The organism is Aquamicrobium lusatiense, from assembly GCF_014201615.1.
Classification (GTDB): Bacteria; Pseudomonadota; Alphaproteobacteria; order Rhizobiales; family Rhizobiaceae; genus Mesorhizobium; species Mesorhizobium lusatiense.
The window spans coordinates 311,266-326,990 of record NZ_JACHEU010000001.1 but is presented as its reverse complement, the minus strand read 5'-3'; the positions used below and the strand labels follow the sequence as shown (position 1 = coordinate 326,990).

Sequence of the window (15,725 nt, the reverse complement as noted above, 5' to 3'; positions counted from 1 at the left end):
CGTGGCCGCCTATACTTATGTCGATCATAAATTCGATGTCGTCGTCGTCGGCGCCGGCGGTGCCGGCCTGCGCGCTACGCTCGGCATGGCCGAGCAGGGGCTGAAGACGGCCTGCATCACCAAGGTTTTCCCGACCCGTTCGCATACGGTCGCGGCACAGGGCGGCATCGCCGCCTCGCTGCGCAACATGGGGCCGGATCACTGGCACTGGCATCTCTACGACACCGTGAAGGGCTCCGACTGGCTGGGCGATACCGACGCCATGGAATATCTGGCGCGCGAGGCGCCGGCTGCCGTCTACGAGCTTGAGCATTACGGCGTGCCGTTCTCGCGCACCGAGGAAGGCAAGATCTATCAGCGCCCGTTCGGCGGCCATATGCAGAATTTCGGCGATGGCCCACCCGTGCAGCGCACCTGCGCTGCCGCAGACCGTACCGGCCACGCCATCCTGCACACCCTCTACGGCCAGTCGCTGAAGCACCATGCGCAGTTCTTCATCGAGTATTTCGCGCTCGACCTGATCATGGATCAGGACGGCACCTGCACTGGTGTGGTGGCCTGGAACCTCGATGACGGCACCATCCACCGCTTCTCGGCCAAGATGGTCGTGCTGGCGACCGGCGGCTATGGCCGCGCCTATTTCTCGGCCACTTCCGCCCATACCTGCACCGGCGACGGAGGCGGCATGGTCGCACGCGCCGGCCTGCCGCTTCAGGACATGGAATTCGTGCAGTTCCACCCGACCGGCATCTATGGCGCGGGCTGCCTGATCACCGAGGGCGCGCGCGGCGAGGGCGGCTATCTGGTCAATTCCGAGGGCGAGCGCTTCATGGAGCGCTATGCGCCATCGGCCAAGGACCTTGCCTCGCGTGACGTGGTTTCGCGCTGCATGACGCTGGAAATCCGCGAAGGCCGTGGCGTGGGCAAGAACAAGGACCACATCTTCCTGCATCTCGACCATCTCGATCCGGCCGTGCTGCACGAGCGGCTGCCGGGCATCTCCGAGTCGGCCAAGATCTTCGCCGGCGTCGACCTCACCAAGGAGCCGATCCCGGTGCTGCCGACGGTGCACTACAATATGGGCGGCGTGCCGACCAACTACTGGGGCGAAGCGCTCAATCCGACCGCCGACGATCCCAATCGCGTGACGCCCGGCCTGATGGCTGTCGGCGAGGCCGGCTGCGCCTCGGTGCACGGCGCCAACCGTCTCGGCTCCAACTCGCTGATCGATCTTGTTGTGTTCGGTCGTGCGGCTGCCATCCGCGCCGCCGAGGTCGTCGACGCCAAGGCGCCGGTGCCGGACCTGAACGTTGCCGCGTGCGACAAGATCATGGAGCGCTTCGACCGCCTGCGCCACGCTAACGGCTCGACGCCGACTGCCGTCATCCGCGAGCGCATGCAGCGCGCCATGCAGGAAGACGCCGCCGTGTTCCGCACCCAGGAATCGCTTGAGAATGGCTGCAAGCGCATCGCCCAGATCTGGGGCGAACTGAAGGACATCAAGGTTTTCGATCACTCGATGATCTGGAATTCCGATCTGGTGGAAACGCTGGAGCTGGAAAACCTGATGGCCAACGCCATCACCACGGTCGTCAGCGCAGAAGCGCGCAAGGAAAGCCGCGGCGCGCATGCGCGTGAGGATTTCTCGGCACGCGATGACGTGAACTGGCGCAAGCACACGCTTTCGCACCTCAGCCCCGATGGCAAGGTCACGCTCTCCTACCGCCCGGTGAAAACCGAGCCGCAGATCAAGCCAGAGGATGGCGGCATCGACCCGGCCAAGATCGCGCCCAAGGCGCGCGTGTATTGAGGATCTGAAAAATGGTCGAACTCACGCTCCCCAAGAACTCGCAGATCCGGCAGGGCAAGACCTGGCCGAAGCCGGAAGGCGCCACCAATCTGCGCGAGTACCGGATCTATCGCTGGTCCCCCGACGACGACGAGAATCCGCGCATCGACACCTATTTCGTCGACATGGACGATTGCGGGCCGATGGTTCTCGACGGCCTGTTGTGGATCAAGAACAAGATCGATCCGACGCTGACGCTGCGCCGCTCCTGCCGCGAAGGCATCTGCGGTTCCTGCGCCATGAACATCGACGGCGCCAACACGCTGGCCTGCACCAAGGGCTCTGAGGAGATCAAGGGGCCGATCAAGGTCTATCCGCTGCCGCACATGCAGGTGGTGAAGGATCTGGTTCCCGACCTCAACAATTTCTATGCCCAGCACGCCTCGATCGAGCCGTGGCTGCAGACCGTTTCGCCCGAACCGGCCAAGGAATGGTTGCAGAGCCACGAGGACCGCGAGAAGCTGGACGGCCTCTACGAGTGCATCCTGTGCGCCTGCTGCTCCACCTCCTGCCCGAGCTACTGGTGGAACGGTGACCGCTACCTCGGTCCCGCCGTGCTGTTGCAGGCCTATCGCTGGCTGATCGATTCCCGCGACGAAGCCAAGGGCGAGCGCCTCGACAACCTGGAGGATCCGTTCCGGCTCTATCGCTGCCACACCATCATGAACTGCGCGCAGACCTGCCCCAAGGGCCTCAACCCGGCCAAGGCGATCGCCGAGATCAAGAAGATGATGGTGGAGCGCCGCGTCTGACGGCAGCATTCCTCAAAGCCGGCGCGAAAAGTTTGCGCCCCGGTTTCGATGGGTTATAGCAAGGCCGCTGCCGGGACCCCGGTGGCGGCCTTTTTGTCTGGATCGGAGAGTTCAAAGCGATGGATAGCGAAGGATTGCCGCAGCTGAGCGCCCTTGAGGCCCGCATTCTGGGCTGTCTTATCGAGAAGAAGGAACTGACGCCGGACGTCTACCCGCTCACATCGAATGCGCTTCTGGCGGCGGCGAACCAGAAGACTGCGCGCGATCCGGTCATGGCGCTGACCCAGCCGGATATACTGCGCGGCCTCAAGATGCTGGAGCAGAAGGGTTTCGTGCGCCAGATCTTCGCGTCGCGGGTTGAGCGCTACGAACATCTGATGGCGCAGAAATTTTCGCTGACCGTGCCGCAGACCGCACTGCTTGGCCTGCTCATGCTGCGCGGCCCGCAAACGGTGCACGAGCTTCTGGCGCGCGCCGAGCGCTTTGCACGCTTCGCCTCCGCCGACGATCTGCGTACCGAACTCGACATGCTGATCGGCAAGCGTCCGCCGCTGGTGCAGGAAATCGGCCGTGGTCCCGGCCAGCGTGAGGATCGCTATGTGCATCTTCTGTGCGGGCCGGTCGATGTGGCAGCCCTTTCCGCGGCATCTGGCCCCGTGGTGGTGGCCGGAGATGCAGAGCTTGAAGCGCGCATTGCAGCGCTTGAGGAGCAGGTGCGCCAGCTCGCCGAACGGCTGGACGCGTTGGGCGCCTGAGACTGTTTCATGAAAAAAGCCCCGGATTTCCGGGGCTTTTTTGTTCGTGCCGGGTGTTGCCGGAACGGCGGTTCAGGCGAGTTTCGCGTCGAGCGATACCTTGATCGCACCGAGCGCTTTTGAAACGGGACAGCCGCTCTTTGCCTTCTCGGCCAGTTCCCGGAACTTCGCCTCGTCTATGCCCGGCACCTTGCCGGTCAGCTTCAGCGCGCTTTCGGTGATCTCGAATCCGCCACCTGCTGCCGGGCCGTAAGTGACGACGGCCTCCGCTTTCAGTTCTTCGGCCGGGGTGCCGTTCTCGGCCAGAAAATGCGAAAGCTGCATGGCGAAGCAGCCGGCATGGGCGGCCGCGATCAGTTCTTCGGGATTGGTGCCTGACTTGCCTTCTTCATCCTGGAACCGGCCCTTGAAGGAATAGGGCTGGCCGGCGAAAGCCCCGCTCTGGGTGTCGAGCGTGCCGGCTCCGTCGGTGAGCGTGCCTTTCCAGACGGCGGTGGCGTGACGGTTCATGATCTTCTCCTTCTGCCAGATTGGCAGGCGGCGCCTGCCTGATGAAGGAGAGATAGTGCGCGCGGCCGGCTTTGTAAGGCAAGGCTGCCTGAAGCGCGTCGCGTCCAGGTGCAGCCAGATGCCGTTGCTTCAGGCCTTCGCCTTACCTCGTTTTCCGGGTCCGACCAGCTTTTGGGGCATGCTTTTATTGGCAGACATCCACCCATTCGGCGCCGGTCAGTTCGGCCAGCCGTTCGGTTTCCATGCGCACGGCGGCGTTGGTGGCGCCGGCGGCCGGCACGACCTCGGCGAATGCGCGCAGCGAGATATCGCAGTAGATCGGCAGCGCGGCCGGCAGGCCGAACGGGCATACGCCTCCGACCGGGTGGCTGGTGAGTTCCACCACTTCCTCGGCGCCTGCCATGCGTGCCTTGCCGCCGAACCTGTCCTTGAACTTTCGGTTGTCGATACGGGCGAGTCCGCCGGTGACGATCAGCATGGGCGGCTGGTCTGCAGCCCTGAGGCAGATGGTCTTGGCAATCTGCGAAGGTTCGACGCCATGCGCCGCCGCGGCAAGCGCAACCGTTGCCGAGCTTTCCTCGGTGACGATGATTTCAACGTCGGGGGCATGTTCGCTGAACCAGGCACGGACGGACTCGAGGCTCATGGGCCACCTCCTGAAATGACTGCGATGATGGGAAAGGCTTCAGATAGGCTCGCCCCGGAGCAGTTTTGGCGTGTGGGGGGAAAGACCTGCGGCCTGACGAATGAAGAAGTCCTTCAGCCGTGGCAGGCGCTCGACCAGCCCGAGACCGAAGTCGCGGGCGAAACGCAGGGGGGTGCTGTCATTGGAGAACAGCCGCGTCAGAACGTCCGTGGTCACGCCCATCTGCACCGTGTCGAACCGGCGCCATTGCTGGTAGCGCTCCAGCACGTCGAGTGCGCCGATGTCCTGACCCAGGCGGTCGGCCTCGACGATCACTTCCGCAAGTGCTGCCACATCTCTGAAGCCGAGGTTGAGGCCCTGTCCGGCAATCGGGTGGATGCCGTGCGCGGCATCGCCGGCCAGCGCCACACGCGGGGCGACGAAACTGCGCGAGAGGGTAAGTCCGAGCGGCCATGCGCGCGGCTTGTTCTCGACGCGGATTTCACCGAGTTCCAGTCCGAAGCGGCGCTCCAGTTCCGCCTCGAAGATCATTTCGTCGCCATTGACGAGCCGCTCGGCTTCTTCCGTCCGTTCAGCCCACACCAGCGAGGAACGGTTGCCTTTCAGGGGCAGAATGGCGAAGGGGCCGGAAGGAAGGAAATGCTCCACGGCGCGGCCATTATGCGGGCGCTCATGGGCCACCGTGCAGACGATGCCGGACTGGCCGTAATCCCAGTGCACCGTCTTGATGCCGGCCAGGTCGCGCAGCCTCGAGCGCACGCCGTCGGCGGCGACCAGCAGCCGGGAGCGCAGCGAAGCGCCATCCGCCAGTTGCACGGTGATGCCGCCGCCATCGGTTTCAAACCCCTGCACGCCCACGCCCTGAATGATGTCGATGCCGAGTTCGGCCGCCCGTGGGCGCAATGCGCCGTTGAGGTCGCGGTTGGCGATCATGTGGGCAAAGGGTTCGCCCTCACCCACCTCGCCATCGAAAGTGAGGAACACCGGTCGCACCGGATCGGCCGTGCGTGAATCGGTGATGATCATTTCGGTGATCGCCTGCGCTTGCGGTGCGACGCGGTGCCAGACATCGAGTTGCTCCAGCATCCGGCAGGCGGCGGCGGCGATTGCGGAGGCGCGGTTGTCCTTCTGCCAGGCGTCGGCAGGGGCGGCATCGACCACGGCAACCCTGAGGTTCGGGCGGGCATGCTTCACGGCGACGGCGCTGGCCAGCCCGACATATCCGGCGCCTGCGATCAGAATGTCGAGCTTGTCGGCACCGGCCGACTTTTCCGCTGTTTTCGTCGCTTTGCTCTTGACCGTCATCGTCCAACCTTCTTCACCGGCTGCCTGAGGATATATAGCAGCCTTGACGCCATGCCCATCCTGTCGGACATTACAGAACACGATAAGGCAGGGGACCACTCATGATCACCGCGATGGACGAGCTTCTTTCCATTCTCGACCTCGAAAGGCTGGAGCACAATCTGTTCCGTGGTCGCAGCCCTGAAAGCGACTGGCAGCGCGTGTTCGGCGGCCAGACCATCGCGCAGGCGCTGGTGGCGGCGCAACGCACCGTAGGCGGGGATCGCCATGTGCATTCCCTTCACGGCTATTTCATGCGTCCGGGCGACACCAAGCTGCCGATCGTTTATGAGGTCGACCGCATTCGCGACGGGGGCTCCTTCACCACGCGGCGCGTCGTGGCGATCCAGCACGGGCACGCCATTTTTTCTCTGGAAGCCTCCTTCCAGCAGGATGAGGAGGGGCTGGAGCATCAGGTGGCGATGCCGCTCGACGTTCCCGAACCCGATTCGCTGATGACGCAACAGGAGCTGATCGGCCATTTCGGCGACAGCGTGCCGGAGGGAATAAGCCGCTACTGGGAGCGGCCGCGCCCCGTGGAAATGAAGCCGGTCATGCTCAAGCACTATACGAGCCGCGAAAAGCTGGAGCCAAAGCAGAACATCTGGATCCGCACCACTGGCCCGGTTCCGGCCGACCGCGCGCTGCAATGCGCGGTGCTGGCCTATCTTTCCGACATGACCCTGCTCGACACCTCCACCTTCGCGCATGGGCGGGCGGTGTTCGACCGCGACATCCAGGCTGCGAGCCTCGATCATGCCATGTGGTTCCATCGCCAGAACCCGCTGGACGACTGGATCCTCTACACGCAGGACAGCCCTTCGACGCAAGGGGCGCGGGGTTTCACCCGTGGCGCGCTGTTTGCACGTGACGGAACGCTGATCGCCTCCGTCGCGCAGGAGGGGCTTATTCGCCTGCGCAAGAAGCCTTAATTTTGTGCATCTTGAGATTACTGCCTAATATTTAATCTCATCGATTGCCGGCGGGCGCATGACCAGCCTCGGCAGGAAAGTTTTATCGCTTTGAAATCAGTGTGTTGAGCGCGTGCCACGGCAACTGGCACGGCGCTTGATTGTCACTTTGTGCTGCCGGTCCGCGTCGGGTCGGTGAGACAGCGTGCGGGATGCCGCACCAGCAGAGGGTGAAAGCTGATGAAAATCGTGATGGCTGTCATCAAGCCGTTCAAGCTCGACGAGGTGCGCGAGGCGTTGATGGCGCTCGGCATCGAAGGTCTGACCGTTACCGAGGTCAAGGGCTACGGGCGTCAGAAGGGGCACACTGAAATCTACCGCGGCGCCGAATACGCCGTGAGCTTCCTGCCGAAAATAAGGATCGACGTCGCGGTCGCCGGCGATCTTGCCGACAAGGCCGTCGAGGCCATCCGCACCGCCGCCCGCACAGGCCAGATCGGAGACGGCAAGATCTTCGTCTTCGGCATCGATCAGGCCGTGCGCATCCGTACCGGCGAAACCGACACCGACGCCCTGTGATCAGGCGCGCCCGATTTATCATGGAGAGATCAATGAATTTTTCTTCCACCCTGACAAGAGCGGGGCTGCTTGGCCCGGCGGCTCTGGCGCTGTTCGGCCCGCTCGCCGCCTCGGCGCAGGAAGCTGCCCCGGAGGCGGCGGAAGCCGCGACGGAAGCGGTTGCGGCAGCCGCGATCAATTCCGGCGATACAGCCTGGATGCTGGTTTCGACCATTCTCGTGCTGTTCATGATCCTGCCGGGGCTGGCCCTGTTTTATGGCGGCCTCGTGCGGTCCCGGAATGTGCTGTCGGTGCTGATGCAGTGCACCATGATCACCGCTGCCGTCATCGTGGTGTGGGTGCTGTGGGGCTATTCCTTCGCTTTCGGCGGCAGCGACAGCCCCTTCTTCGGCGGCTTCGGCAAGCTTTTCCTCACCGGGGTGACGCCGGACTCCGTCTCGGGCACCATTCCCGAACTCGTCTTCATCTGTTTCCAGATGACCTTCGCCTGCATCACGCCGGCGCTGATCGTGGGTGGTTTCGCCGAGCGCGTGAAGTTTGGCGCCGTCATCCTGTTCGTCGTTCTGTGGGTCAGCCTCGTCTACTTCCCGGTCGCCCACATGGCGTGGGATGAGAACGGCCTGTTCTTCGGCTGGGGCACCATGGACTTCGCCGGCGGCACGGTGGTTCACATCAATGCCGGCATCGCGGCGCTGGTCGGTGCGATCGTGATCGGCAAGCGTGCGGGCTACGGCAAGGAAAACATGGCGCCGCACAATCTGCCGCTGACGCTGGTGGGTGCGGCCATCCTGTGGGTGGGCTGGTTCGGCTTCAATGCGGGTTCAGCGCTTTCGGCCGGTGGATCCGCAGCTCTTGCCATGATCAACACCTTCACGGCCACCGCCGGCGCCGTCATCGCCTGGTCGCTGGTGGAAAAGGCGGCGCGGGGCAAGGCCTCGATGCTGGGTGGCGCGTCCGGTGTGATCGCTGGTCTCGTCGCGGTGACGCCTGCGGCCGGCTTCGTTGGCCCGGTCGGCGCCATCGTTCTCGGCGCCATCGCCAGCGTGGTGGCCTATTACTTCGTTGCGGTCGTCAAGATCCGGCTTGGCTATGATGACTCGCTCGACGTGTTCGGCATCCACGGTGTCGCCGGCATTGTCGGGGCCATCGGTACGGGCATCTTCGCTTCGACCTCGCTGGGCGGTGTCGGCTACGGTGAAGGCGTGACGATGGGTGCGCAGCTGTGGACGCAGTTCCTCGCTGTCCTCATCACCATCGTCTGGTGCGGCGTCGTGTCAGCCATTCTCTACAAGCTTGTCGATGCGCTTGTCGGGTTGCGGCCCAAGGCTGAAGAGGAAGCGCAGGGGCTGGACATCACCTCCCATGGCGAGGTCGCGTATCACTCATAACCACCCCCATCACTTAATAACCACCAAAGGGGAACGCCCCGCAAAGGGAGCAAACAGAGTGGACATGTTGAGGTCTGATTCTCAACACAACTCGGGGCCGGTTTTGCCGGCCTTCTTTTTTTGGTTGCGGGGCGATTCGCGCTTGTTGGTGAAGGATAATCTTCCCTTACGGGACCCGTTGGTTAACAAGAGGTTTCCATCGCCGCAAAAACCGTTGCGTTTGTGCAACACACCTTTCGGATAGCGGCGGCGAGGGTTGCAGTGAGTTGTGTTCCCTGTTGAACCCGAAAGCGCGATAGGTAATGTCGATTTCGAAGAAGAAGCGCGGTGCGCCTCTTTTTCGATCGTGGGGATGGGGGCAGGGAACAATGTCCTTCAGTAAAGACAAAGCCCAAACCCGTTTTTGAACTTTTGACTGGAGGTCAGAAAATGAACATCAAGAGCCTTCTTCTCGGCTCCGCTGCGGCCCTCGTCGCAGTCTCCGGCGCCCGTGCTGCCGACGCTATCGTCGTGGCCGAGCCGGAACCCGCTGAATACGTCCGCATCTGCGACGTCTACGGCGCTGGCTACTTCTACATCCCGGGCACCGAGACCTGTCTCAAGGTCGGCGGCTACCTGCGTTACGACATCGGCGTGGGTGATGTATCGGGCCGTGAAAGCTGGGACAAAAAGGATGCCTATAACGGCATCTCCGACAAAAACGACACGTACTTCAAGCGCATGCGTGCCCAGCTCACCTTCGACGCTCGTGGTGAAACCGAGTACGGCACGCTCCGTTCTTTCACCTCGGTGTATTTCCAGCGCGATTCCTTTGAGAACAGCGCCGGTTATTCCGACATCAATCAGGCTTGGGAACTTGAGCACGCCATCATCCAGCTCGGTGGCCTGACCGTCGCTTACACCGACTCGCTGTTCGAGACGCTGACTGGCTCGGCCGGTTCGGTCATCAACGACAGCATCGGCGTCAACTACACGCCGGGCAAGACCCACCTGATTGCCTACACCTTCGATGCCGGCAACGGCTTCTCCGCCACGGTCGGCGTGGAAGAAGGTAAGGGTGAAGATTACACCATCGACTCCTACGTTCCGCATGTCGTGGCCGGCGCCTCGTTCACGCAGGGTTGGGGCAAGGTCTCCGGTGTCGTTGCTTACGACTCCAACTGGGGTGAAGTTGCTGCCAAGCTGCGCGTTGACTTCAACGTCAACGAAGCTCTGAGCCTGTGGGTGATGGCCGGTTATCAGGACTACGATTTCGATCGCGCCTGGAATCTCGGCACCGCTACCACGCTCGCCAAGCCCAGCTACTACGGCGTCTGGGGCGGCGACTGGGCTGTCTGGGGCGGCGGCAAGTACAAGTTCACCCAGAAGGCTGCACTGGACTTCCAGCTCGCCTATGACGACCATGAGAATTTCGGCGCTGCTGTTGGCGTGAACTACGCGCTGGTTCCCGGCTTCAACATCCGTCCGGAAGTTGTGTACGCCTCGGGTTACGAGCGTGACATCACCGGCGCCAAGGTTGGCGGCAAGAAGGACGGTTGGGGCGGCTACCTCCGCTTCCAGCGTTCGTTCTAAGATCGGTTTTACCGTCTGAACAAAAGAACCCGGCAGGCAACTGCCGGGTTTTTTCTTTTGCCTTGGAGAAGGTGACGAGCCTCGTGTCTTCGTCTGCATTTCTGATGCGATCAGGCGGTGTATGAATTGCACGCAATATTCTCAGGGTTAACAATGCGTTACCGTTGAGCCCAAAATGTATCAGAACTGCAACACCCACGCTCCCGCAGCACTTTTTGCCGGCTCCGAAATGGCAAACAAGCTTGTAAGTGCATGCTCCTTTGGCGACTAATCGGTGCACAGAGGCGAACGGGAATCACCCAGTTCCTGAAAACGTCCGTGAGCGATATCGGCATGCACGATATCAAGTTGTGTCAATTTCGACTGGAGATAAACATGAACATCAAGAGCCTTCTTCTCGGCTCCGCTGCGGCCCTCGTCGCAGTCTCCGGCGCCCGTGCTGCCGACGCTATCGTCGTGGCCGAGCCGGAACCCGCTGAATACGTCCGCATCTGCGACGTTTATGGCGCTGGCTACTTCTACATCCCGGGCACCGAGACCTGCCTGAAGATCGGCGGCTATCTGCGTTACGACATCGGCGTGGGTGATGTGACGGGTATTGAAAGCTGGGACAAAAAGGATGCCTATAACGGCATCTCCGACAAAAACGACACGTACTTCAAGCGCATGCGTGCCCAGCTCACCTTCGACGCTCGTGGTGAAACCGAGTACGGCACGCTCCGTTCTTTCACCTCGGTGTATTTCCAGCGCGATTCCTTTGAGAACAGCGCCGGTTATTCCGACATCAATCAGGACTGGGAACTTGAGCACGCCATCATCCAGCTCGGTGGCCTGACCGTCGCTTACACCGACTCGCTGTTCGAGACGCTGACCGACTCGGCCGGTTCGGTCATCAACGACGACATCGGCGTCAACTACACGCCGGGCAAGACCCACCTGATCGCCTACACCTTCGACGGTGGCAACGGCTTCTCCGCCACGATCGGCGTGGAAGAAGGTAAGGGTGAAAATTACACCATCGACTCCTACGTTCCGCATGTCGTGGCCGGCGCCTCGTTCACGCAGGGCTGGGGCAAGATCGCCGGTGTCGTTGCTTACGACTCCAATTGGGGTGAAGTTGCTGCCAAGCTGCGCGTTGACTTCAACGTCAACGAAGCTCTGAGCCTGTGGGTGATGGCCGGTTATCAGGACTACGATTTCGATCGCGCCTGGAATCTCGGCACCGCTACCACGCTCGCCAAGCCCAGCTACTACGGCGTCTGGGGCGGCGACTGGGCTGTCTGGGGTGGCGGCAAGTATCAGTTCAACCAGAAGGCCTCTCTCGACGTTCAGCTCGCCTATGACGACCATGAGAATTTCGGCGCTGCTGTTGGCGTGGACTACGCGCTGGTTCCCGGCTTCAACATCCGTCCGGAAGTTGTGTACGCCTCGGGTTACGAGCGCGACATCACCGGCGCCAAGGTTGGCGGCAAGAAGGACGGTTGGGGCGGTTACCTCCGCTTCCAGCGTTCGTTCTAAGATCGGTTTTACCGTCTGAACAAAAGAACCCGGCAGGCAACTGCCGGGTTTTTTCTTTTGAAGTCCTGTCCGGCTTAAAGCATTTCGCAGATTCCGTGGAGTTTAGCTTCCGGACAGGCGGCGGTTGAAAAGCACTCACCTCCCGCATGGTTAATGCGGTTTTAACCATCCCTTCGTTAGTTTGAGCCTCAGAGTCCGTCCGGCGTTCGCGCCGGCTCACCAAGACCGACGAGGACCAGATTCATGCGTTCAGGGGCGACAGCACGGCTTGCGCTGGAAGAACCGGCCTATGGAGGCCTGCAGGCATTCGCGCGACGGCAGGTCGGGCGGATAACCGGCTTCGCGCTGTTCGCTTTCGTGGGCTTCGGCGTGGCAAGTCTGGCTACCTGGAACGTCTCCGATCCAAGTTTCAGCCATGCTACCGATAACATCGTCACCAACGCCATGGGCTATGCCGGCGCGGTGTTCTCGGATCTCGCTATGCAGTTCTTCGGTCTGGCTGCCGTCGCCAGCCTCGTGCCGGCGGTGATCTGGGGGTTCCTTCTGTTTTCATCGCGCGGGATCGGGCGTCTGCCCCGGCGCGCGCTTGGCTGGCTGGGCTTTTCGCTGCTGGCCGCCGCGATGGCCGCCTGCATCACGCCGCCGCCTACCTGGCCGCTGCCAACAGGGCTCGGGGGTGTTTCCGGCGACATGGTGCTGCGAATCCCCGGCATGTTCATCGGCGATTATCCGACCGGACTGGTGGCTGCGGTCATTGCCGGCGTACTGGCGGCGCCCTGCCTGTGGCTGTTTGCCTATGGTTCGGGCCTGATCCGGCGCGGCAATGGCGTCGCCATCACAGATGCAGATGAATATGACGACGCAGATGATGCGGATTCCGTCCTCTATGAAGATGACGAGGACGAGGACGACGATGAGGGGCGTGGCAGCCTGCTGCTGGGTATGCTGGGCCACTGGTGGATGTCGGCTCGGGGCTGGATGCACCGGCACGTGCCGTCCCGTCGGGCGGCTGACGATGGTTATCCCGAAATGCCGGCCCAGTCGCGCCGCAGCGCATGGCGGCAGGCGGCTGAGCGCGTCGAAACGGCGGAGATGGAAGAAGAACGCATGTATCGCGGCAGAAGCGCTCGCGTGGAGCCCGAGCTTTTTGCGGAAATGGTCAGGCAGCCCTCACCGCCGCTCGATCCGCATGACCGCGGCGTCTTCGACGAGGGGGACGAAGGCGATCTCTGGTTCGACGATCAGCACGGCCATGCGCCGCAAGGCCATGTCCAGAACTTCCGCTCGCCCGAAGGCGGAGCGCGCGTGGCATCGCCCGCGCCGCGTCCCGCGCCCGGCGCCCGCGTGCAGCGCGAGGCGCAGACTTCGCTCATTCATCCGGGCATGAGCGGTGCGCACAGCTTTGAGATGCCGTCGCTGCACTTCCTGTCCAACCCGCCCAATGTGGTGCGTGATTCCAGCCTCTCGGCGGATGCGCTGGAGCAGAACGCCCGCCTGCTGGAAGGGGTTCTGGAGGATTTCGGCGTCAAGGGCGAGATCATTCAGGTGCGCCCCGGTCCGGTGGTCACCCTCTATGAGCTGGAGCCCGCGCCCGGCATCAAGTCGAGCCGCGTCATCGGCCTTGCGGACGACATCGCCCGCTCCATGAGCGCGATCGCCGCGCGCGTCGCCGTGGTTCCCGGCCGCAACGCCATCGGCATCGAGCTTCCCAATGCAAGGCGCGAAACGGTTTATCTGCGCGAGATTCTGGCCAGCCGGGATTTCGAGACCAGCAAGGCCAAGCTCGCTCTGGCGCTCGGCAAGACCATCAATGGCGAGGCGGTGATCGTCGACATCGCCAAGATGCCGCACGTTCTGGTGGCCGGCACCACCGGTTCGGGCAAGTCGGTGGCCATCAACACCATGATCCTGTCGCTGCTTTATCGGATGACTCCGGAGCAGTGCCGCCTGATCATGATCGATCCGAAGATGCTGGAGCTGTCGGTTTACGACGGCATTCCCCATCTGCTGACGCCGGTGGTTACCGATCCGAAGAAGGCCGTCGTGGCGCTGAAGTGGACGGTGCGGGAAATGGAAGACCGCTACCGCAAGATGTCCAAGGTGGGCGTGCGCAACATCGACGGCTTCAATGCGCGGGTGGCGGCGGCCGACAAGAAGGGGGAACAGATCACCCGCACCGTGCAGACCGGCTTCGACCGCCAGACCGGTGAGGCGATCTACGAAACCGAACACCTCGATCTTGAGCCGATGCCCTATATCGTCGTCATCATCGACGAAATGGCCGACCTGATGATGGTGGCCGGCAAGGACATTGAAGGCGCGGTGCAGCGGCTGGCGCAGATGGCGCGTGCGGCCGGCATCCATGTCATCATGGCGACGCAGCGGCCGTCAGTGGACGTCATCACCGGTACGATCAAGGCCAATTTCCCGACCCGCATTTCCTTCCAGGTCACCTCGAAGATCGACAGTCGCACCATTCTGGGCGAGCAGGGCGCCGAGCAGCTTCTGGGCATGGGCGACATGCTCTACATGGCCGGCGGCGGTCGTATCCAGCGCGTTCACGGTCCTTTCGTTTCCGATGATGAGGTCGAGAAGGTGGTCGCGCACCTCAAATTGCAGGGCGTGCCGCAATATCTCGATGCCATCACCGAGGATGACGAGGAGGATGGCGATGAGCCCGCCGGCAAGGGCGGTTCCGGTGGCAATTTCGAGGACTCGGACGATCCCTACGATCAGGCGGTTGCCGTGGTGCTGCGCGACGGCAAGGCCTCGACTTCCTACATTCAGCGGCGTCTCGGCATCGGCTACAACCGGGCTGCCTCGATCATCGAGCGCATGGAGCAGGAAGGCATCGTCGGGCCCGCCAACCACGCCGGCAAGCGTGAAATCCTCGTGCCGACGGAAGAGGACAAGTTCTGACCGGAGCAATTCCGGTGAAAAAAGAAACACCTGCAATGGTCTGTTTCTTTGATTCTACGCAATTCCGGACGCAAAATCGCTACGCACGTTTGCTGGAATTGCTCTGGCCTCATGGAACTTCCTGCGGCGGTCAAACTTAAGCCCAACTGAAAGCTCAAAAGCATTTTGAAGGGCAGACGAGACGAGAGCGACACGAATGACGAACCAGACTTTTGCCACGGCCGCCGAAACCGGTTTCTCCCGCCGCCGCCTGATTCGCCTCGGATTGGGCCTCGGGCTGGCCTGCGTCGGCGCGGCGGCGCTCAATATCGCTCCCGGCTTCACGCCGGAGGCTGCAGCGCAGACGGTTCCTGCCGCCGCGCAGCGCATTGCCGATCATTTTTCCTCAGTCAGGTCGATGACCGGCGAGTTCGTGCAGTTCGGCCCCAAGGGTGAGCAGACCGGGGGCAAGTTCTTTCTGGAACGCCCCGGAAAAATCCGTTTCAACTATGACGGCTCCTCCAAATTCCGCGTGATTGCCGATGGGAAATCGGTGGTCATTCTCAACCAGAAGCTCCAGACCTCCGATCTTTATCCTCTGTCGAAGACGCCTTTGAAGCTGCTGCTCGATGAACGCATCGACCTGTCGGGCGACAAGGTTCGCAGCGTGAAGCAGGAAGACGATCTCACCACCATCCAGCTCGCCGACAAGTCGGTGTTCGGCAACGCCATGATCACCATGATGTTCGACCCGAAAACCTTCGAGCTGCGCCAGTGGACGATCACCGACGCACAGGGCAAGGACACGACGGTGATGATCTTCAACGTGCAGGAAGGCGTGCGTTTCGCTGCCGACACCTTCACCATCGATTATCGCGCCAATCGCGTGCTCAACAGCAAGGGGCCGTAAGGTCTTCACGGCGTCTGTGGAAATCCCGCCGGGGCGTGTCGGAAGGCGCTCCACGGCTTGTTTTTCGCATCCGTCGCTGACATGTTCCGCGCC

Annotated in this window: 13 protein-coding genes; 10 read left to right on the top strand and 3 right to left on the bottom strand. The window is 62.3% G+C overall.

Features of this window, described 5'->3' with window-relative positions; translation table 11 throughout:
• Position 1: 1 nt before the first annotated feature.
• From sdhA to HNR59_RS01670, 3 genes are all read left to right on the top strand, one after another.
• On the top strand, positions 2 to 1,810 hold the full coding sequence (gene sdhA, locus HNR59_RS01680; RefSeq protein WP_183825061.1) for a succinate dehydrogenase flavoprotein subunit: 1,809 nt from the start codon (positions 2 to 4) through the stop codon (positions 1,808 to 1,810).
• Positions 1,811 to 1,821: 11 nt separating this feature from the next.
• A complete protein-coding gene (locus tag HNR59_RS01675) occupies positions 1,822 to 2,601 on the top strand; it encodes a succinate dehydrogenase iron-sulfur subunit (RefSeq protein ID WP_183825058.1) in 780 nt (259 codons plus the stop codon).
• Positions 2,602 to 2,720: 119 nt separating this feature from the next.
• The gene (locus tag HNR59_RS01670; protein ID WP_183825055.1) at positions 2,721 to 3,356 is read left to right on the top strand and encodes a YceH family protein; all 636 of its coding nucleotides are present in this window, start codon (positions 2,721 to 2,723) and stop codon (positions 3,354 to 3,356) included.
• A 72-nt stretch (positions 3,357 to 3,428) separates the two neighbouring features.
• On the opposite strand, the gene HNR59_RS01665 is transcribed toward HNR59_RS01670, so the two are convergent.
• The 3 genes from HNR59_RS01665 to HNR59_RS01655 all read right to left on the bottom strand — a co-directional run bounded on the left by HNR59_RS01665 (position 3,429) and on the right by HNR59_RS01655 (position 5,817).
• Positions 3,429 to 3,866, bottom strand: coding sequence for an OsmC family protein (locus HNR59_RS01665; protein ID WP_183825052.1), 438 nt, complete (start codon positions 3,864 to 3,866; stop codon positions 3,429 to 3,431).
• 184 nt (positions 3,867 to 4,050) lie between these two features.
• On the bottom strand, positions 4,051 to 4,512 hold the full coding sequence (locus HNR59_RS01660) for a YbaK/EbsC family protein (protein ID WP_183825049.1): 462 nt from the start codon (positions 4,510 to 4,512) through the stop codon (positions 4,051 to 4,053).
• A 39-nt stretch (positions 4,513 to 4,551) separates the two neighbouring features.
• Entirely contained in the window at positions 4,552 to 5,817 is a 1,266-nt protein-coding gene (locus tag HNR59_RS01655; RefSeq protein ID WP_183825046.1) for a ubiquinone biosynthesis hydroxylase, read from the bottom strand.
• A gap of 101 nt (positions 5,818 to 5,918) precedes the next feature.
• Between HNR59_RS01655 and HNR59_RS01650 the strand changes: the two genes are divergently transcribed.
• The 7 genes from HNR59_RS01650 to HNR59_RS01620 all read left to right on the top strand — a co-directional run bounded on the left by HNR59_RS01650 (position 5,919) and on the right by HNR59_RS01620 (position 15,632).
• Positions 5,919 to 6,788: an acyl-CoA thioesterase gene (locus tag HNR59_RS01650; protein ID WP_183825043.1), complete on the top strand. Its 870-nt coding sequence runs from the start codon at positions 5,919 to 5,921 to the stop codon at positions 6,786 to 6,788.
• A gap of 219 nt (positions 6,789 to 7,007) precedes the next feature.
• The gene (locus HNR59_RS01645; protein WP_183825039.1) at positions 7,008 to 7,346 is read left to right on the top strand and encodes a P-II family nitrogen regulator; all 339 of its coding nucleotides are present in this window, start codon (positions 7,008 to 7,010) and stop codon (positions 7,344 to 7,346) included.
• A gap of 32 nt (positions 7,347 to 7,378) precedes the next feature.
• The gene (locus tag HNR59_RS01640; protein WP_183825036.1) at positions 7,379 to 8,734 is read left to right on the top strand and encodes an ammonium transporter; all 1,356 of its coding nucleotides are present in this window, start codon (positions 7,379 to 7,381) and stop codon (positions 8,732 to 8,734) included.
• A 429-nt stretch (positions 8,735 to 9,163) separates the two neighbouring features.
• Positions 9,164 to 10,306 carry a porin gene (locus tag HNR59_RS01635; protein ID WP_183825033.1) on the top strand — a complete coding sequence of 381 codons (1,143 nt, stop codon included), beginning with the start codon at positions 9,164 to 9,166 and terminating at the stop codon, positions 10,304 to 10,306.
• 375 nt (positions 10,307 to 10,681) lie between these two features.
• Positions 10,682 to 11,824 (top strand): porin, encoded by a 1,143-nt coding sequence (locus tag HNR59_RS01630; protein ID WP_183825030.1) that lies wholly within the window; start codon positions 10,682 to 10,684, stop codon positions 11,822 to 11,824.
• Positions 11,825 to 12,067: 243 nt separating this feature from the next.
• Positions 12,068 to 14,743, top strand: a complete 2,676-nt coding sequence (locus HNR59_RS01625) for a DNA translocase FtsK (RefSeq protein ID WP_183825027.1) — start codon at positions 12,068 to 12,070, stop codon at positions 14,741 to 14,743.
• Between the two features lie 196 nt (positions 14,744 to 14,939).
• Positions 14,940 to 15,632 carry an outer membrane lipoprotein carrier protein LolA gene (locus tag HNR59_RS01620; protein WP_183825024.1) on the top strand — a complete coding sequence of 231 codons (693 nt, stop codon included), beginning with the start codon at positions 14,940 to 14,942 and terminating at the stop codon, positions 15,630 to 15,632.
• Positions 15,633 to 15,725: the final 93 nt, after the last annotated feature.